This window comes from Candidatus Hydrogenedentota bacterium, from assembly GCA_012730045.1.
Classification (GTDB): domain Bacteria; phylum Hydrogenedentota; class Hydrogenedentia; order Hydrogenedentales; family CAITNO01; genus JAAYBR01.
On sequence record JAAYBR010000021.1, the window covers coordinates 1 to 18,931 of the forward strand.

Here is an 18,931-nt window from a genome sequence, read left to right on the forward strand (position 1 = left end):
ACTGCCCCGCAGGTCTTCTTCGTACCGCAGGCGTCCCGCCTGCCTTGTCTTTGGGCTCTCGCCGTAATTTCGGCTGCCCCGTTGGGGCATGGTCCTTCTTTCCCGGCAACCCAGGGCAGGCCTGGCCTGGGCTATATTCGGAAACGCTTTCAGCGTTGAAGGGGGCGGGCGGCGGGAAATTACCAGACTCCATCCAGAAAGCACCCACGGATTCTAGTGCGATTGCCCTGAACGCCCCCCCGGCGGCCCGCCGGTCATTTCAGCGTCTTGCGGAACCGCGCCGATGCCAGCAGCAGCACGAACACCCCCAGCCCCGCGAGGATGGCGCCGTTCTGCCACAGGTCGGCGAAGCCCGCACCGCGCAGGATGATCCCCCGGAGGATGCGCAGGAAGTAGGTCGCCGGCACGGCCTGGCCGATGTAGTAGATGATCTCGGGCATGGTTTCCTGCGGGAACATGAACCCCGACAGGAGGAACGAGGGGAGCAGCACGAGGAAGGCGTACTGGAGGGCCTGGATCTGGTTGTCCGCGAAGGTGCTGACCAGCAGGCCGAAGGCGAGGGTGGTGAAGAGGAAGAGCAGGGTGAACCCCGTCAGCAGCAGGAGGCTTCCGGCGATGGGGACGTGGAAGAGGAAGCGCATGAGGATCAGGACGAAGGAGGCCTCCAGGATGCCCACGAAGAAGAAGGGCACGAGCTTCCCGAGGATGAGCCCCAGCCGCGACACGGGCGTCACCATGAGCTGCTCCAGCGTGCCGTGCTCCTTCTCGCGCACGATGGCGAACGCCGTCAGCAGCATGACGACCACCTGCAGGATCACGCCGACCAGGCCGGGGACCATGAAGTTGGCGGTGCGCATGTCGGGGTTGAACAGGACGCGGTTGCGCGTGTCCACCGCCAGCTCCAGATTGCCGCCGAGTTTTTCCGCGGCGACCCGCATGGACGCGATCATGCCGATGGCGTTGCTGGTGGACAGGGCCTGCATGGCCGAGGTGGAGTCGCTGCCGTCAATGAACACCTGCACCTGGGCGCCGCGCCCCTCCAGCAGGCGGTCGGTGTAGTCCTCCGGGATCTTGATGCCCACCTTGGCGCGCCCGGCCACGATCTCCTGGTTCACCGCCTGGTCCGACCCGACATGCCCGACGATGCGGAAGCAGCCCGAGCCCGTGTAGGCCTCCAGCAGCTCCCGGGCGCCCCGGCGCCCGTCCAGGTCGTAGACCACCGTGGGGATGTGCTTGACGTCGAGGTTGACCGCGTAGCCGAAGATGACGAGCTCCAGGCAGGGGATCAGCAGGATCAGGAAGAGGGTGCGCGGGTCGCGCAGGATGTGGTGCGTCTCCTTGTAGACGATGGCGGCGAGCCCCCTAAACATCGTCGCGGCCCTCCGCCCGCTCCAGCGCCCGCCGGCGCGTCAGCGTCACAAACACGTCCTCCAGCGTGGCCGGGATGGGCTTGATCCCCGCCCCGGGGAACCCGGCGCGGTCCAGGTCGTTGATGAGGCGGCCCGAGCAGCCCCGGTCGGCCAGCACGTGCAGCACGTCGGCGAAAATGGTCGCGTCGTGGACATAGCCGAAGGCGGTGAGGGCGCGCATGGCCGCGGCCACGCCGGGCACGCGCACCTCGAGCCGCTCCGCGCCCCCGGGCGTCACGTCGGGCAGCCGTTTCAGCTCGGCGGGCGTGCCGTAGACAATCAGTTTCGAGTAGTAGATGTAGCCGATGTGGCTGCACCGCTCCGCCTCGTCCATGTAGTGCGTCGTCACGAAGAAGGTGACGCCGCGGCCCGCCAGGTCGAAGAGCAGGTTCCACAGGTCCCGCCGCGCCACCGGGTCAATGCCCGCCGTCGGCTCGTCGAGGAACATGAGCCGGGGCCGGTGCACCAGCGCGCAGGCCAGCGCCAGCCGCTGCTTCCACCCGCCCGACAGCGCGCCCGCCTGCTTGCGGCGGTGGTCGCCGATGCCGACGATGCCGATGACCTCCTCCATCCGCGCCGCGCGCTCGCGCCGGGGGATGCCGTAGACGCCCGCGTAGAACCGCAGGTTCTCCATGACCGACAGGTCCCTGTACAGGCTGAACTGCTGGGACATGTACCCGATGCTGCGCTTGACGGCCTCGCTCTCCGTGTGCACGTCGCGGCCCAGCACGGTGGCCCGGCCGCCGGTCGGGCGCAGGAGCCCGCACAGGATGCGGATGAGCGTGGTCTTGCCCGAGCCGTTCGGGCCGAGAAACCCGAAGATGTCCCCCTCCAGCACGTCGAGGCTCACCCGGTCCACCGCCGTGAAGGCCCCGAAGCGGCGCGTCACCCCGTCGGCATGAATGATGAGCGGCCGGTTTTCGGGCATGGGGGCGGCCACGGGCTTATTTCTCCGGAGGGTCGGGCATGTGGGCGGTCACGGTCATGCCGGCGCGCAGCTTGCCGCCGTGGGAGTGCAGCCGCAGCTTGACGGCGAACACCTGCTGCACCCGCTCCTCCTCCGTCTGGAGGTTGCGCGGCGTGTATTCGCCCTCCGAGGCGATGCGGGTCACCTCCCCCTCGAACCGCTCCGCTCCGTGGGCGTCCGCGGTCAGCGGGATTTTCTGGCCCACGCGCAGGCCGCCCAGCAGCGCGGCGCCCGCATACACCGTCACCTCCAGGTCCTCGGGGTCCACGATCCGCGCCACGGCCCCCGGCTTCACCAGGTCGCCCGGGCGCAGGTCCAGCGACTCCACCACGCCCGGCGAGGGCGCGGTCACCGTCATCTCCCCCAGGTTCACCCGCGCGCGCTCCAGCGCCGCCGCCGCCGCGTCGCGCGCGGCCCCCGCCGCCGCCTTGTCCTCGTCGCGCGGGCCGCGCCGCACCTCGTCCAGCGCCGCGGCGGCCCGGTCGCGGTCGGCGCGGGCCATGCCGATTTCCTCGTCCCGCGCCCCGGTGACCAGCGCGTCCAGCTTCTCCCGGGCGATGCGGAGCTGCGCCGCCGCCGCGTCCGCCGCCGTCCGCGCCCGGTCGAAATCGCTCTTGGACACCGCGCCGCGCGCGTGCAGCGTGGTGATCCGCCCGAAATCGGCCGAGGCGGTGGCGTCCGCCGACGCCGCCGCGTCCACGGCCGCCTGGGCCGCGCGCTTCTCCTCGGCCCGCGCGCCGTTCTCCAGCAGGCGCAGCCGCTCCTCCGCGGCCTTCGCCGCCGACTCCGCCTGGCGGAGCTGCTCCTCCGTCGCGCCCCTGTCCAGTTTCGCCGCCATCGCCTCCGTGCGCGCCAGGTCCGCCTCCGCCGCCCGCACCAGCGCCGCCGCGTCCGAATCCTCCAGCCGGAGCAGCACGTCGCCCGCGCGCACCGCGTCCCCCTCGCGCGCCGTCACCTCCGCCACGCGGCCGCCCACGCGCGACCCGACGTCCACCCCCTTGCCCCGGATCTGCCCGGTGACGGCGATGCGGGCGTCCTGCATGGGCTTGCAGGCGCAGGGCGCCAGCGCGCACAGTGCCGCACACACCAGGGGGAAAGCGGTTCTCTTTGGCACGGGTCCTCTCCCGGCGTCCCCGTCAGGGCGGGGCGCCAAGCCGAACACGGCCGCGGGCCGGACTCAACCTTCCGCCCCGCGTCAGGGAAGATTATCCCAAACAGTACCCGCGCATTCCATTTTCATCACGGCGGCCGCCGCCGTGCCCCAAAACCCGGTGTGGTATCATGGAAAAAGCGCACCCATGAACGAAGACATCACCATAGAGGAACTCGCCCGCCGGGACACCGTGCTCAGCACGGTGATGGACAGCCTTTTCGACGGCGTGTACATCACGGACAATGCGAGGCGGATTGTCTTCTGGAACCGGGGCGCCGAGGCCATCACCGGCTACTCCGCCGAAGAGGTCGTTGGGCGGTTCTGCCACGATGCCGTTCTGGACCATGTGGACGGGGAAAACTGCCCCCTTTGCCGGGACAGGTGTCCGATTGTGCGCTGTCTTGCCACGGGGGAAAACGTGCGCGAGAAGGTTTATCCGAGGCACAAGTCCGGCCGGCGTTTCCCCGTGGTCACGCACATATCCGCCCTGCGCGCCCCGGGGAGCGGGATCGTGGCCGCCGTCGAGGTCTTCCGCGACGTCTCGGCGGAAGAGGCGCTGGAGACGCTCCAGAAGAAATTCGACGAGCTCATGCAGTCCTTCGTCTCCAAGTCCACCTATGAGCGCGTCCTGGCGCAGGCCCGCAGCGGGGACGCGGCCTCCGCCGAGTTGCGCGACCTGACGGTCTTCTACCTTGACGTGGCCGGGTTTACGGCCTTTTCCGAGACGAACGGCCCCCTGGCCGCGGTGCGCCTGCTCAACGACGTCTTCGGCATGTGCGGCCTCATCACCCGGGAGCACCGGGGCGACATAGACAAGTTCATCGGCGACGCCATCGTGGCGGTTTTCCAGGACCCGGAGGACGCCGTTCGCGCGGCGCTGCGGATCGCCCACGAGGCCCTGCCCGCGCTCAACGCCGCGCGTCTGCGGGAGGGGCTTCCGCCCGTCCGGGTGCGGATGGGCGTGCACAGCGGCCAGGTGGTGCAGGGCGTCATCGGCACCGGGGACCGCAAGGACCTCACGGTGATCGGCGACGTGGTCAACCTCGCCAGCCGCCTGGAAAGCCTGTGCACCCCGGGCGAGGTGGTCGTGTCGGACGCCTGCCACGCCCGGCTGTCCCCGGGGCTCCGGGACCGGTTCGTCGCGCGCGGGTCGGTCTCCGTCAAGGGGCGGGTGACGCCCGCCGAAATCTACGAATCGCGGCGGGAGGGCGGCGGCGCGCCCGCCTGACTGTCGGCGCCGGAACCGGCAGAGACAACCGGAGAGGTTTCCATGACCACACTTGCCTTGTTGGGAATGACATTGCTGTCGGCCACCGTCCTGCCGGTCACCGTGACCGGCCCCTGGGCCGTGGAAACCGGGGCCGCAACGGTGACTGTCGGCGGCACGACCCTCGACGTCACTGGGCCTGCTGCGTTTGAGATTGCCCCGCCGAAGCGGGAAACCATGCGCGGCGAGGCGTACGCGGGCATTCCCGTGTTCAACCCGAAGGCCGGGGGGTGGGTGAAGGGCGCGCGTCTGAAGCCCCTCATCGCCGAGGAGTGCACCGCCACGGGCGCGCTCGTGCCGGACAGCCTGCGGCTGAGGCCCGCGCCCGACGCGGACACGGTGTTCACCCCCGGCGTGGACTACGACCTGGACCCCTTCTGGGGCACTTTCGGGCGGCTGGAGGGCGGCGCGATCCGCGAGGGGCAGACGGTCTACGCGGACTACGCCTACGAGCTCAGCCGCCTCGACAGCATCGCCGCGGACGCCACCGGCGCGCTGCGGCTGGTGCCGGGCGCGCCCGCGCCCGCGCTGGCCCTGCCGCCCGCGCTGAACCCCGGCGAGACGGCCGTGGTGAACGTGTTTGTCCCCGCGGGCTGCGCCGCCCTCACGGACGAAAACCTCTACCCCGTGGACTTCGCCCCGCCGTCCGCGCCCGCCGCGCCGACGGCGGAGACGCTGCTCCCCAGGACTCTGGCGAAACTGCGGAACGGCGAGCCGCTCACGGTGGTGGCCTTCGGCGACAGCGTCACCAACGGCGGCGGCGTGGGCGACCGCACAGAGTTGTGGTACCAGAACGTCTTCGTTGCGCGGCTGAAAGAGCGGTTCCCAAAGGCGCAGATCACCCTGCACAACGCGGCGTGGCCCGGCGGCCACAGCAGGGGCTATCTGGAGGCCCCCGCCGGGGGCACCTATGACTTCCAGCGCGACGTGCTAGACCGGAAGCCCGACCTCGTCACCATCGAGTTTGTGAACGACGCCTACCTCGACGAGGAGGCCGTGCAGGCCCATTACGCGGGCCTCCTCGCCCGGCTCCACGGCGCGGGCGCGGAGGTCATCCTCATCACCCCGCACCTCGTCCGGCCCGACTGGCTCGAGACGGACACGCTCAAGGTGGCGGAGGATCCCCGGCCCTACGTGCGCGGGCTGCGCCGCTTCGCCGCGGAGAACCATGTCGCCCTTGCCGACGCGTCGCGCCTGTGGTGCCGCCTGCACGCGCAGGGGCTCCCGTACATCACCCTGCTCGCCAACGCCATCAACCATCCCGACGCGCGCGGCCAGGCCCTCTTCGCCGACGCGCTCATGGCCCTCTTCCCCGGCGGCTGACCCGGTGGCGCCCCGATCAGACAGCGAAGAGCTGCGGCCGGCTTCCCGGGCCGCTCGAAAGCTTGGAAACGCTTTTGATGTCCTCTGTGAGGCGTTCCACGGCGGGCGTCCCCAAAGGGGGAAAATGCGGGCACACACAAGAGCGGTCACGGTTCATTTTGAGACGCCCCGGGAACAGGGCCCCTCCTGCTCCGCGTCCCCCCGGAGCAGGGGCAGGAACTTGTGGTTGGCCTTGGGGAAGGCGAGGGTGTCGAAGGCCTCCGGGGACACCCAGCGCAGCTCCGTGTGGGCCAGGGCGGCGGGCTCGCCCGCCGTGATCGCGCAGCGGTAGACGGACATGACGATGCGGAAGTGGGTGTAGGCGTGGCGGACGCAGGCGACGAGTCCGCCGGCACACACTTCGACGCCCAGTTCCTCGCGGCATTCGCGCGCGAGGGCGAGGGCGTGGTCCTCCCCCTTCTCCACCTTGCCGCCGGGGAACTCCCAGAGGCCGCCCAGCATGCCGCCGTGCGGCCGGCGCCCCACCAGAAAGCATCCGTCGCGCTCGATGACGGCGGTGACGATCTCATGGAGGGGCGTGGCGGCCTTGGGCTTGCGCACGGGCAGTTCGGCCTCGCGGCCCTCCGCATGGGCGCGGCATTCGGAGGCCACGGGGCAGGCCATGCAGGCCGGGGCGCGGGGCGTGCACACGCGCGCGCCCAGCTCCATCATGGCCTGGTTGAAGTCGCCGGGGCCGCGCGGCGGCACGAGGGTCTGGGCCAGCCGCCACAGCTCCCGCTCCGTGGCCGGGTCGTCTATGCAGTCGTCCAGCGCGAAGAGCCGCGCGAGCACGCGCTTGACGTTGCCGTCGAGCACGGCGACCCGCTCGCCGAAGGCGATGCTGGCGACGGCGGCGGCGGTGTAGGGGCCGATGCCGGGGAGCATGCGGAGCTGCGCGGCGGTCTCGGGGAAGCGGCCGCCGTGCTGCTCGCAGACCATGCGGGCGGCGGCGTGGAGGTTGCGCGCGCGGGAGTAGTAGCCGAGCCCCTCCCAGAGTTTCAGCACGGCCTCCTCCGGCGCGGCGGCCAACGCCTCCACCGTGGGGAAGGCGGCCACAAAGCGGTTGTAGTAGGGCGTGCCCTGGTCCACCCGCGTCTGCTGGAGGATGATCTCGGAGACCCAGACGGCGTAGGGGTCGGTGGTGCCCCGGAAGGGCAGGTCGCGGGCCTCGGCCTGGAACCAGGCCAGCAGCCGCTCCCTGAGCGCCCGGGGGTTTCTCACGGGGCGAGGTCCGCCGGGAGCGTCTCGCCCAGCGCCTTCAGCGGGCACTCGGCATAGAGCGCCTTCAGGCGGGCGGCGTGGTCCGCGCCCAGGGCGGCGTAGGCCGCCAGCCCCGCGCGCACGTCGCGCCGCTCCGCGTCGGCGTGGTTGCACCGGTTGGCGGGGACGCCCGAGTTCAGCAGGGGCAGGTTCGAGAGTTTTCCCTCGTGGCGCTCCATGAGCCGCAGCAGCTTTGCCGCGTTCAGCACCGACGGGTCCGGCACCGCGTCGCGGTAATGCCTCGTGAACGAGTCGGGCCCGGCGTTCCAGTTCCAGGAATTGTGCCCGGCGAAGGGCAGCGGGCCGCCCTCGTCCATGTAGAACAGCGACCACTGGTGGTCCGGGCTCCAAGTCTTGTCAATGTGCTTCTGCTTCTTCTTGGGCATCTGCTTCGGGTCGAGGACCATTTCCCGCGTGTAGGCGAAGCCGTCCTCCGGCCGGGGCTCCACGTGGATGAAGACCTTCTCCGGCGGCAGGCACTCCTCGAAGACCTTCCGGGCCTTGTCGTTCGCCGTGAGCCCCTCGAAGTCGCGCCGGTAGCCCTCCGGGAACAGCGCGGCGTCCGGCGCGCGGAAGTGCGTGCGCGACATCTGCTCCATGGGCACCAGCATGTCGCCCGTGGCGCTGGTGACCAGCACGGGGTTGGCGATGCGGTCGAGCATGGAGACGGGGCTGAGCCAGTACCACGCGTCCGCCGAGAGGTCGCGGGGGAAATAGGCGTAGGCCATCTCGGCGAGGCCGGTGACCATGCCCGCCACCGGCAGCGGGGACTCCGCCTCGTGCCCGGGGAACCCGCTGAAGGCGCGGTTCGCCTCCAGATAGCCGATGTTGTAGCACCAGTTCACGACGGGCACGTCGGCGGTGGTGGAAGTGACGGGGAACATGTCGGCGCTCATGGCCAGGGCCATGTAGCCGCCCTGGCTGCCGCCGTCAATGTGCATCCGCGCCGGGTCCACGAAGGGGCAGCGCCGCGCCCACTGGATGACGGCGCGCGCGAGGTTGTTGCCGTTGCCCACCGACACGTCAATGGGCGACTCGCCGTCCGCGCCGGTGTAGGCCGCCGTGAAGACGGCCCAGCCCTTGCCCGCCCACTGCTTCGCGCCGCCGGTGTCCTTCTCGTAGTGGACATGGCAGAACGCGGGCAGCCGCGTGCCGGGCACGGCGGCCTTGCGGGGGAAGACTACGCGGGCCAGCCCGGTCTTCTCGTCGCCCAGCACGCCCAGATAGGGCACGCGCACCGTCACCACCCCGCAGGGCCCGTCCGCCTCCTCGGAGACGACGGTCACCGCGCCCGCGAATCCGGACTCCGTCGGAACCACCCCCTCGACAAACCCCGCGCAGGCCGGCATCGCCAGCACGGCGGAAAGCAGCAGGGCCAGAAGGGCCGTTCGTGCAAAGCGACGCGGAGAACAAGTTCGGTTCATGGAAGGCTTTCTCCAATAGATGTCAGCATCGCGTGAGAGCGGTTCACCCTGTCTATCCCCCTCCTGTCCACCGCTCTGCCCGTCACCCCCGCGAACGCGGGGGTCCATGCCTTCGGCGCGCGGCGCAACCCGCTGACCCAAGATGGGTTCCCGCGTTCGCGGGAATGACGGATGGGGGCTTCTCTGCATCGAGGAGTCGCACGCCGGCAAGAAGCCGCCCGTTTGCGCGTTCCCCGGAGAAGAAGAGGAGAGACGGACTCCGGTGATGCGGGCGAGTGATCCCATGGGCCAAACGTCCTTCTACAGCTTCTTGACGCGGATATTGCGGAACCAGGCGGGCGACCCGTGGTCGGAAAGGCAGATGAACCCCCTGCGCAGGCGCCAAACCAGCTCCGGGTGCTCGTCAAAGTTCACATCCTGGATCTGCACGCCGTTCAGCGTCGCCTGGTAGTGCGGGCCGTTGAGCATGATCTCCACCTCGTTCCACTCGCCCTCGGGGCGGGCGGCCAGGGCCTTCGCGGGCAGCACCCGGTACACGGACCCCGTGCTTTCCGCCGTGGGCTCGGGGATGTCGCTGTCGCCCATCATCTGGAACTCGAAGCCGAGTTTCGAGGAGCGCGCCGCGCGCGGGCCGCGCAGCCAGACGCCGTTGTTGCCGCCCTTCTCGATCTTCCACTCCAGGCGGAGGACGAAGTTGTCGTAGCGGTCGCGGGAGAGGAGGGCGTCCGCGCCCTTGCGCACCCACTCGATGCACCCGTCCCTCACCTCAAAGGACTCCACGCCCGGCGTGCGCGGAAACCATCCGTTCAGCGTCTTGCCGTCGAACAGGGAGACGAAGCCCTCGGCGCGCTCCGCCTCGCTCAGGAGGCTGTTGTCCGGCGTCCAGGGCGCGCCCTCCACCGGGTCCGCGAAGGCCTGGTCCAGCGCCGGATAAATCTCGTCGGAGTGGGCGACGACGAAATGGGTCTCCGGGCGGATGTCCGCCGGGCGGAGGTTCACCGCCAGGACGGGCTGCCCGCCCGCCTTCTCCGGCGCGGCGTCCGCCGTCAGAATGTCGGCGTTGCCCGGCGCCGCCACGATGAGGTTCGGCGCGGCCTTCTTGAACTTCTTCGCCAGCGCGGCGGCGCCGGGGCCGTCAATCCAGTAGACGGCCTTGCCCTCTCCCTTGAGCGCCTTCGCGGCGGTCACCGCGGCCTTCGCACGGACCGCCGGGTCGTCGGGCACGCCCGCCAGCACGCGCACCATGAGGCCCATCCAGGTGTCCTTGCACTCCTCGGCGTAGAGCGCGACGGTCTCCACGGCCTTCGGGTCGAGGGAGGCGCCGTCGGCGCTGAGGCCGCACAGGTCCGTGGAGAGCGTGTTGCCGCCCACGTCCGCCAGCCGCGCAACGGCCGCCATGTCCACCGGCCCGCCCTTCGCGATGAGCCCCGGCACATGCACCGCGCGGAGGGTCCAGTCCTTGCTGCCCCGGAAAATCGCGCCCCGGCGCACGGAGAAGTCGTCCTTTCCCGGCCGCGCGGCGGCGGAAGTGGTGGCGCAGCCCGCCGCGAGCAGCGTCAGGCAGAGAAACAGGCACCCTGAAATCTTGAAGAAGGCGGTTCGTGGCATGGGGAGGCTCTTTCTGTGTTCCGTCCAACAACCCGGGAATCCCCCTACTTTAGCAAATCCCGGCCCGCCCTTTCCCGCATGGGACGGGGAACGCCGGAAATCCGGCCTCGTCCGGGCGTTCCCGGGTTGACACGGGGTGCGTCCGGCGGTACCATGGGTGCAGGAGCGGATCATGGCGGACATGCTGACACATTCCCGGGTGGCGCAGTGGCTGCCGCCGCGTCCCCGCGACGCGCACAAGGGCGTGTTCGGGCACCTGCTGGTCCTGGCGGGGTCCCGCGGGATGACCGGCGCGGCCCGGCTCGCCTGCGGGGCGGCCTGCCGCAGCGGGGCGGGCCTGGTCACCCTGGGCGTGCCCGCGCCCCTGGCGGACATCCTGGAGGCCGCGCTGGTGGAGACGATGACACTGCCGCTGCCCGCCACAGAGGCCGCATCCTTTTCCCGCGAGGCCGCAGCCCCCGCGCTGGAGGCCGCCGGGGACCGCGGCGCGGCCCTCATCGGGCCGGGGCTCTCGCGCCACCCGAAGACCATCTCCTTTGCGCGGCGGTTCATTCGCGGCTGGGACGGGCCGCTGGCGGTGGACGCCGACGCGCTGCACGCCCTGGCGTGGGACCGGCCCCTGTCCGGGCCCTGCCGCGCGCAGACGCTGCCGCCGCCGGTGCTCACGCCGCATCCGGGGGAGATGGCGCGCCTGACCGGGCTTTCAACGGCGGAAATCCAGGAGACGCGCGAGACGGCGGCGCTGCATTACGCCGAGAAATGGAACGCCGTCGTCGTGCTTAAGGGCTGGCACACCGTGATCGCGGCGCCGGACGGCCGTGCGGCGGTGAACCCGACGGGGAACCAGGGGATGGCCTCCGGCGGGTCGGGCGACGTGCTGGCGGGCCTGCTCGGCGGGCTGCTGGCCCAGGGCATGGACCCGTGGGAGGCGGCCTGCGCGGCCGTGTACGTCCACGGGCTGGCGGGCGACATTGCGGTGCGCGGGGTGTCGCCCCGCGCCCTGACGGCGGGCGACCTCGTCCGCGGGCTGTCGGAGGCCTGGCGCGAACTGGAGGGCTGAGACATGCGCACCATCTGCGACCTGGGCGAGTTCGGCTTTATTGACCGCGTCACCGGGCCCCTCAAGGGGGCGGACTGCGTGGTGCTGGGGCCCGGCGACGACTGCGCCGTCCTGCGCGCGGGAGGCATGCTGCTCCTGGCCAGCTGCGACGGTTTTGTGGAAAACATCCATTTCCGCCGCGAATGGGCCGGGCCGGAGGACATCGGCTGGAAGGCCGCCGCCGCCGCGCTGAGCGACATCGCCGCCATGGGCGGCTCCGCCCTCTTCGCACTGGCCACCATTTCCTGCCCCAGGGACGCCGACGCCGATTACATGGCCCGCGTCTGCGCGGGCATCGCCGAAGCCGTGGAGCACTGCGGCGCCGCCCTCGTCGGCGGCGACATGACCTGCTCCCCCTCCGGCACGATGCTCGACCTGTCCGTCGTGGGCGCCGTGACCGAGGGCCGCTATGTCACCCGGGACGGCGCGCGCCCCGGCGACCTGGTCGCCGTCACGGGCTACCCCGGGCAGTCCGCCGCGGGCCTGCTGGCGCTGGTGAACGGGGTGGACGCGCCCATGCTGATCCAGTCCCATCTGCGGCCCGAGCCGCGGCTCGCCGCAGGCCGCTGGATGGCCCGGCGCGACGCCGTGCACGCCATGATAGACCTGAGCGACGGGCTCCTGCAGGACCTCGGCCACATCGGCCAGCGCAGCGGCCTGGGCGTCAACGTGGACTCCGACCTCGTACCCCTGGCCCCGGCGCTCAACGGCTTTGAGAGCGCCATCAGCCAGTCCCTCGAAAGCCTCACCCTTTCCGGCGGCGAGGACTACGAGCTCGCCGTCGCCCTCGACCCGGGCGAGGCCGCGGGCCTCTGCGCCGACTTCGCCGCCGAATTCGGCATGCCCCTCACCGTCGTCGGCCGCGTGGAGGAGGGCTGGCGCGGCGTCCGCCTCGACGGCCAGGAGGCCGCCCACCTCGGGTTTGACCACTTCACGGCCTGACACGGGGGGCACCCGGCAGGGGGGCGGAACGGCGGCATGGCGCGGGGCGGGGTTTGCGGCGGCCCCCGGCGGGCGCGGCAGTTCATCGAAAATCTCAAATTTGAGGTTTCAGAGGTTTTGCCGCAGTCGGTGCGCGGTTTCCTGGGGGGGGGGCTGGCGGCCGACTCAGGCCAGGAATTCCGCCGGCAGTGCAATGACGTGTTGGGGGCCTATTCCCGCCATGCCTTCAGGAAAACCCGCCATTGCACCGTTCGGAGCGCCGAAGGCGCGGCACTGAACAGCCCGGGGCGTGAGCCCCGGAAAAGGGGACAATCCCCCCAACAGAGCGCTGAAAGCGCGGCACATGCGCGGAAGGCTTCTGTGCCGGGGCCCGGGCTCTGTCTACTCGTAGCGCAGCGCCTCGACGGGGTCCACGCCGGCGGCCTTGACGGCGGGGTAGACGCCGAAGAAGACGCCGACGGCGAGGCTGAAGGAGAAGGAGAGGGCGGTGGACCAGAGGGAGAGCCCGATGGGGAGGGTGGGGTAGAGCGTGCGGATGACGAAGGAACCCAGCGCCCCCAGGCCGATGCCAAGAAGGCCGCCCATGACGCTGAGGGTGACGGACTCGATGAGGAACTGGAGGGCGATGTCGAAGCGGCGCGCGCCGATGGCCATGCGGACGCCGACCTCGCGGGTGCGCTCGCGCACGGACACGAGCATGATGTTCATGATGCCGATGCCGCCGACGAGCAGGGAGATGGAGGCGATGCCGACGAGGAGCAGGCGCAGCATGTCGAAGATGCGCTGGAAGGTGTCGAGCATGCCCTCCTGGTCCGTGACGGTGAAGTCCTCGTTGTTGTCGAAAGCCGCCATCATGAGCTTGTGCAGCTCCTTCTCCACAATGGGGATCTCCTCCTGGTTCGTCGTGCCGACGAGGATCTCGAAGAGCTCCTTGCGGTTGAAGATCTCCTGCGCGCTGGGCAGCGGGATGATGCACAGGTCGCCCAGGTCTATGCCCATGGCCATGCCGCGCTCCTCGAGGATGCCCACCACCATGTGCTTCGACCCGTTCACCGTCACCCGCTTGTGGAGCGCCGGCTCGTCGCCGAAGATCTCGCGCTTGAGCGTCGTGCCGATGATGCAGACCCGGTTGTTCCGCTCGATGTCGCGGTCCGTGATGAAGCGGCCGATCTGCGTGCGGAGCTGGCGCACGGAGTCGAAGTCGGGCGTGGTGCCGATGGTGAGCACGCTGCGCGTGCGCTTGCCGTAGCGCACCGCCGAGAGGCCGATGATGTTCGACGCGACGCCGCTGACGCCGGGCACCTTGCGCTTGATGCTCTGGGCGATCTCGTGGGTCAGCTTGCGGTTGCTCCCCGCCGTGATGGGGAACAGGCCCGTGGTCTCCTGCTTGCCCGGCGTGATGATCAGGATGTTGGAGCCGAGGATGGCGAACTCCTTCTGGACGTAGGCCTGGGCGGACTCGCCGAGGGCGATCAGCAGGATGACGGACATGACGCCGATGATCACGCCGAGCGTGGTCAGCAGCGACCGCACCTTGTTCTGCGCGATCGAGGCGAGGGCCGAGGTCAGGTGGTCCAGTCCGTGCATCAGTCCTCCAGCGCCTCCACCACCCGCACCAGCGCGCCCTCCTTCAGCCCCAGCACGGAGACCGAGGTGATGACCTCCTCGCCCTCGCGCAGGCCCGACAGGATCTCGCGGTGGTCCCAGTTGCCGATGCCCGCCTCCACGTCGCGGCGGATGACCCGCCCGCCTTCGATGACGTAGACGTACTCGTCGCGGATGAGGGACTCGCTCGGCACCACGAGGACGTCGGCCTTCTCCTGCACCACCACGGAGACGTCGGCGGACATGCCGGGCCGGAAGGCCTCGGCCCCCTCGTCCACGCTGATCTTGCACAGGACGTTGCGGGCGAGCTGCTCGACGGCCGTCACCACGGGGGAGATGTGGGTGAGCGTGCCCTTGAACTCCCGCCCGGGCACGGCGTCTATCTCGATCTGGACCCGCTGCCCCGTATTCAGCGTGGAGAGGTTCGCCTCGTCGAAGGGCGCCTCGATGTACAGCCCCTCCTCCTGCACGAGGAACAGCAGCGGCATCCCCATGACCACCGCCTCGCCCGCCTGCGTCAGCACCTTGGCCACCACGCCCTTGAACGGCGCGCGGACCGTCGCCTTGTCGCGCATGGTCTCGGCGGCGGCCAGTGCCGCCTCGAGCTGGGCCACGGCGGCCTCCGCCGTGCGCACGTCCTCGTCGCGCACGTCGGCCTCGGCCAGCCCGACCTCCGCCGTGCTCTTCAGCTCCCCGGCCTGGCGCAGGGCCAGCTCGGCCTTCTCCAGGTCGCTGTCGGAGACCGCCTTGCGCTCCGCCAGCGCGCGCACGCGCCGCACGTCGGCCTCGGCCTGGGACAGGGCGTCCTTCGCCTGGCGCAGGCGGATCTCCCCGCCCTCGCGCGCCGTGCGCGCCGCGATCTTCGCCTGGGCCACCCGCGTCCTCCCCACCTCCAGCCCCGCCGCCGCCGCGCGCACCTGCGCCTCCAGCTCGTCCTTCACCAGTTCCACCAGCGGCTGCCCCGCCTCCACCCGGTCGCCGTCGGACACGAGAACCCCCGCGATGATGCCGAGGGTGCCCGCGGCGATCTTGGAGGACATGGGCGAGGTGACGACGCCCGTGGTGATCGAGGCCACCGTCTCCGTGACCGGGCCGCGCCGCGCCTGGGCCACCGTCACGTCCAGGGGCTTCTCCGCCGAGAAGTGGAGGTAGGCCGCGGTCCCCCCCGCGCCCAGCAGCGCGAGCAGGAGAAGCGTCCGGATAATCACGCCGGCTTTTGAGGGGTTTGCCATGTGTCGCTCACAATCTTTCCGTCGCGGAAGCTGACCGCCCGCTGCGCGCGCGCGGCCACATCCGGTTCGTGGGTCACCATGACGATGGTGTGGCCCTGCCCGTGCAGCTCGTCCAGAATCGCCAATATGCTCTCCCCGCTGTGCGTGTCGAGGTTCCCCGTCGGCTCGTCGGCGAAAATGATGCTCGGGTTGTTGATCAGCGCCCGCGCGATGGCCACCCGCTGCCGCTGCCCCCCCGAAAGCTCCATGGGCCGGTGCCCCATCCGGTCCCCCAGCCCCACCGCCGCCAGCGCCTCCCGCGCGCGCTTCACCCGCTCCCTCCGGGGCACCCCCGCGTAGACCAGCGGCAGCTCCACGTTTCCCACGGCGCTGCTGCGCGGCAGAAGATTGAAGTTCTGGAAGACGAACCCGATCTCGCGGTTGCGCACCTCCGCCAGCCGCCGCTCCGACAGGCCGCTCACCTCCTGCCCCGCCAGCCAGTAGCGGCCCGACGTCGGCCGCGAGAGGCACCCCAGAATGTCCAGAAACGTCGTCTTCCCCGACCCCGACGGGCCCATGATGGCCACATACGACCCCCGCCGGATCTCCAGAGACACCCCGTCCAGCGCGTGAAGGGAATCCGTCCCCATCCTGTACACCTTGCACAGGTCGCTCACCGTGATCAGGATGTCCGCGTCCGAAGTGCCCATGGGGCGGTTATCCTAGCACAGCCGCCCCGGGGAACGCCGCGCAGCGACCGCGCGAGGCGCACAGACCAACACGGACGAACACGGACGGCCACGGACCGGGGCACCCGGCGGGAGTTCTCCTCGTCCGTGCGAGTCTGTGTTCGTCGGTGCCGGACTGGAGGGCCTTGCGGTTCCGCGAGGGATGGTGTACCCTGACACTAGGAAAGTCGGCGTCAGCACGTGGCGCCTGCCGGTGGGGGCATGGCTGCTCCCCGCAGGGTGCGGCGCCCCGGCGACGGGAGGAGGACTGGACATGCGGCAACGCGGTCTTACTACGTTGGAACTGTGCGCGGTGTTGGCCCTGATCACCATCTTGGCGTTGATCCTGCTTCCGATATTTGGGTCCTCTCCGGCCGCCCGCCGGCCCCCCTGCCAGAACAACCTGAAGCAGTGGAGCCTGGTGATGAAGATGTACAGCAGCGAGCATGAGGGGGCCTTTCCCCCGATGCAGGTGCTGTGCCGGCGCCCTGACAGCACCTTGGACCTCCAGATGGCGGCGGGGCCGTCGGTCTGCGCGGTGTATCCAGCGTATCTGACGGATGTCAAAATCTGCCTTTGCCCCAACTCCCCCATGGCAGAGGAGCATGCCAAACGGATCCAGGAGGAGGGGCTGGCCCAGTCGCCCCGGCTGGTGGCGTCAGGCTATCAGTATCTGGGGTGGATGCTGGACAACCTCAAGCCCTGCGCCCCGGCCAGCACCTTCCCCCGTCTGGCCGCCCTGTCGGATATCGGCACGGTGCCCGACGGGAACACCCTGATCCCGGTCCAGATGGGGGCGCTGCTGGACGCCGTCCTCGACCCGGCCCACTTGGCGGCAGAGGACGCCCTCGCCGTGGCCGCCGATGTGGACCGGGACGCCGACCTCTCCAGCACGGCGTTTCCCACGTCCGGCAACCGCGGGGAGGCCAAGATTCACCGCCTTCATGAGGGCGTTGAGCGGTTCATCATCACCGACATCAACAACCCCGGCGCTTCCAACATGGCGCAGAGCGTCATCTGGATCATGTCCGACCGGATGACCATGGGCGGCGACGGGATGCGTTTGAACCACGTTCCCCCGGAGAAAACACGTTTCCAAAAAGTCTTCGGCGGCTGCGCCCGCTCCGATTCCCGGCCATTCTTCGGCGGATCCAATGTGCTCTTCCTCGACGGCCACGTGGAGTTTTTGCGCTACATCCCCATTCCGGGACTGGACACCATGACGCCCCAGCAGGCCGAGCAGGCCCTCCAGGGGGCCAACGAGCCCGTCCTCGCAACCGTCGCCGCGGTCATCGGCGCCGTCGGCGACGTCTGAGCGGAGGCGCCGCCACCCCCGGGCGCACGGACCAACACGGACGAACACGGACGGCCACGGACCGGGGCACCCGGCGGGAGTTCTCCTCGTCCGTGCGGGTCTGTGCACGTCCGTGTCCGTCCGTGCGCGCCTTCCCTATTCCGGGAAGTTGATCCGCACGATGTCCAGGCGCCCCTCCCGCTCCACCACCAGCAGGGCGCGCACAGCCGGGTGCTTCGCGCAGTAGGCGCGCGCCCCGTCCTCGCCCAGGATGAAGAAGGCCGTGCTCAGCGCGTCGCTCTCCGTGCCCGTGGGGGCGACGGCCGAGGCGCTGCGGATGTTCGTGTCCACGGGCCGGCCGGTCCTCGGGTCGAAGATGTGCGCGTAGCGTTTCCCGTCAATCTCGACATAGCGCTCGCTCGCGCCGGAGGTCGAGAGGGACTCGCCCGGGGCGATCTCCACCTCGGCCACGGGCGGGTGCTTCTTTTCGGGGTCCTCGAAGGGCCAGGTGATCTCGACGCCCCAGGTCTTCGAGGCGGGCGGCGTCCCCATCACCACAATGGTGCTCGTGCTCGAGTGGAGCCGCGCGCGGTTCACCCCGTTCTGCCGCAGGATCTCCGCCGCGCGGTCCAGCGCGAGGCCCTTGCCGATCCCCCCGAAATCCACCCGCATCCCCGGCCGCGTGAAGCGCACCGCGCGCGTCGCCGGGTCCAGCTCCACGCGGTTCATGCCCACGCTCTCCCGCGCGGCGGCGAGCTGCTCCGGCGTGGGCAGCACGCCTTTCTCCCTGTAGAACCCCCACAGCGCCAGCAGCGGCCCGACCGTCACATCGAACACGCCGCCCGTGTCGTCGTAAAACCGGCGCGACGTCTCCATCAGGCCGAAGAGGTCCGGGTCCACCACCACCGGCCCCTCCGACGCCCGGCGGTTCATCACCGACACGGGGCTCTCCTCGATCCAGTTGCTGATGCGGCGCTCCAGCCGGTCTATCGCCTCAAAGGCCGCCTCGCCCGCATAGGTGAGCTGGTCGGGCGTCGTCTGCGGCGAGTCCCCCACGAGGACAAAGTCGAACTCCGCCCCCATCGCGCGGTGCGTCATGTGCACCGCGGGCAGGTCGCCTTCCGCCGCCCAGCCCCCCGCCGCCCACCCCGCCAACGCGGCCAGGACCGCCCACCCATGCCGTCGGACGGCCCTTCCCGTCTCGGAACGCTGCGTGCTCATGCCTATTGGACTCCCCTCGCTGGAAAAGGTTTTGGTGATTTCGGCGACCGCGCGCCGGATCCCAGGATTATGGGGAGGCGGCCCGGTCCTGTCAATTCCCCCGCCGGGGGAGACGGTCAGGCCGTGAAGGAAGAGGGCGCGGCAAGCGGCGCCCCTACATGCGCGGATCCGGGGAGCACGATCGTAGGGGCGCCGCTTGCCGCGCCCTCTTCCGCCGGTCTGGCCCCGCCCCCACATGCGCGGATCCGGGGAGCACGATCGTAGGGGCGCCGCTTGCCGCGCCCTCTTCCGCCGGTCTGGCCCCACCCCCACATGCGCGGATCCGGGGAGCACGATCGTAGGGGCGCCGCTTGCCGCGCCCTCTTCCGCCGGTCTGGCCCC

At 70.4% G+C, this 18,931-nt stretch carries 15 protein-coding genes; 5 read left to right on the top strand and 10 right to left on the bottom strand.

The features are described 5' to 3' along the window. Positions 1–254: 254 nt before the first annotated feature. Genes GXY15_01935 through GXY15_01945 form a run of 3 tightly spaced genes read right to left on the bottom strand, consistent with a single transcriptional unit; the run spans position 255 to position 3,490 of the window. Positions 255–1,370: an ABC transporter permease gene (locus GXY15_01935; GenBank protein ID NLV39971.1), complete on the bottom strand. Its 1,116-nt coding sequence runs from the start codon at positions 1,368–1,370 to the stop codon at positions 255–257. Then, positions 1,363–2,337 carry an ABC transporter ATP-binding protein gene (locus GXY15_01940; protein ID NLV39972.1) on the bottom strand — a complete coding sequence of 325 codons (975 nt, stop codon included), beginning with the start codon at positions 2,335–2,337 and terminating at the stop codon, positions 1,363–1,365. Before GXY15_01940 ends, GXY15_01935 begins: the two co-directional genes overlap by 8 nt. Positions 2,338–2,353: 16 nt before the next feature. Then, the gene (locus GXY15_01945) at positions 2,354–3,490 is read right to left on the bottom strand and encodes an HlyD family efflux transporter periplasmic adaptor subunit (GenBank protein NLV39973.1); all 1,137 of its coding nucleotides are present in this window, start codon (positions 3,488–3,490) and stop codon (positions 2,354–2,356) included. Between the two features lie 184 nt (positions 3,491–3,674). On the opposite strand from GXY15_01945, the gene GXY15_01950 reads away from it, so the two are divergent. Then, entirely contained in the window at positions 3,675–4,757 is a 1,083-nt protein-coding gene (locus tag GXY15_01950; GenBank protein ID NLV39974.1) for a PAS domain S-box protein, read from the top strand. Positions 4,758–4,799: 42 nt separating this feature from the next. Continuing rightward, positions 4,800–6,119, top strand: coding sequence for an SGNH/GDSL hydrolase family protein (locus tag GXY15_01955; protein ID NLV39975.1), 1,320 nt, complete (start codon positions 4,800–4,802; stop codon positions 6,117–6,119). Positions 6,120–6,272: 153 nt separating this feature from the next. On the opposite strand, the gene mutY is transcribed toward GXY15_01955, so the two are convergent. The 3 genes from mutY to GXY15_01970 form a co-directional block, all read right to left on the bottom strand. Continuing rightward, complete coding sequence (gene mutY / locus GXY15_01960) at positions 6,273–7,379, bottom strand: A/G-specific adenine glycosylase (GenBank protein NLV39976.1); 1,107 nt, start codon at positions 7,377–7,379, stop codon at positions 6,273–6,275. Next, complete coding sequence (locus tag GXY15_01965) at positions 7,376–8,842, bottom strand: hypothetical protein (protein NLV39977.1); 1,467 nt, start codon at positions 8,840–8,842, stop codon at positions 7,376–7,378. Before GXY15_01965 ends, mutY begins: the two co-directional genes overlap by 4 nt. Positions 8,843–9,142: 300 nt before the next feature. Beyond that, a complete protein-coding gene (locus GXY15_01970; GenBank protein ID NLV39978.1) occupies positions 9,143–10,450 on the bottom strand; it encodes a DUF1080 domain-containing protein in 1,308 nt (435 codons plus the stop codon). A 172-nt stretch (positions 10,451–10,622) separates the two neighbouring features. On the opposite strand from GXY15_01970, the gene GXY15_01975 reads away from it, so the two are divergent. Together GXY15_01975 and thiL are read left to right on the top strand one after the other, a co-directional pair. Then, a complete protein-coding gene (locus GXY15_01975; protein NLV39979.1) occupies positions 10,623–11,510 on the top strand; it encodes an NAD(P)H-hydrate dehydratase in 888 nt (295 codons plus the stop codon). A 3-nt stretch (positions 11,511–11,513) separates the two neighbouring features. Then, the gene (gene thiL / locus GXY15_01980) at positions 11,514–12,491 is read left to right on the top strand and encodes a thiamine-phosphate kinase (GenBank protein ID NLV39980.1); all 978 of its coding nucleotides are present in this window, start codon (positions 11,514–11,516) and stop codon (positions 12,489–12,491) included. Positions 12,492–12,872: 381 nt separating this feature from the next. Here the strand turns inward: thiL and GXY15_01985 are convergent, their stop codons facing one another. Genes GXY15_01985 through GXY15_01995 form a run of 3 tightly spaced genes read right to left on the bottom strand, consistent with a single transcriptional unit; the run spans position 12,873 to position 16,017 of the window. Beyond that, positions 12,873–14,078 carry an FtsX-like permease family protein gene (locus GXY15_01985; GenBank protein NLV39981.1) on the bottom strand — a complete coding sequence of 402 codons (1,206 nt, stop codon included), beginning with the start codon at positions 14,076–14,078 and terminating at the stop codon, positions 12,873–12,875. Next, a complete protein-coding gene (locus GXY15_01990) occupies positions 14,078–15,328 on the bottom strand; it encodes an efflux RND transporter periplasmic adaptor subunit (GenBank protein ID NLV39982.1) in 1,251 nt (416 codons plus the stop codon). Before GXY15_01990 ends, GXY15_01985 begins: the two co-directional genes overlap by 1 nt. Then, the gene (locus tag GXY15_01995; protein NLV39983.1) at positions 15,301–16,017 is read right to left on the bottom strand and encodes an ABC transporter ATP-binding protein; all 717 of its coding nucleotides are present in this window, start codon (positions 16,015–16,017) and stop codon (positions 15,301–15,303) included. Before GXY15_01995 ends, GXY15_01990 begins: the two co-directional genes overlap by 28 nt. 292 nt (positions 16,018–16,309) lie before the next feature. Here GXY15_01995 and GXY15_02000 point away from each other — a divergent pair, with 292 nt between their 5' ends. Then, positions 16,310–17,350 carry a DUF1559 domain-containing protein gene (locus tag GXY15_02000; protein ID NLV39984.1) on the top strand — a complete coding sequence of 347 codons (1,041 nt, stop codon included), beginning with the start codon at positions 16,310–16,312 and terminating at the stop codon, positions 17,348–17,350. A 135-nt stretch (positions 17,351–17,485) separates the two neighbouring features. On the opposite strand, the gene GXY15_02005 is transcribed toward GXY15_02000, so the two are convergent. Continuing rightward, positions 17,486–18,550 carry an FAD:protein FMN transferase gene (locus tag GXY15_02005; GenBank protein ID NLV39985.1) on the bottom strand — a complete coding sequence of 355 codons (1,065 nt, stop codon included), beginning with the start codon at positions 18,548–18,550 and terminating at the stop codon, positions 17,486–17,488. Positions 18,551–18,931 lie beyond the last annotated feature (381 nt).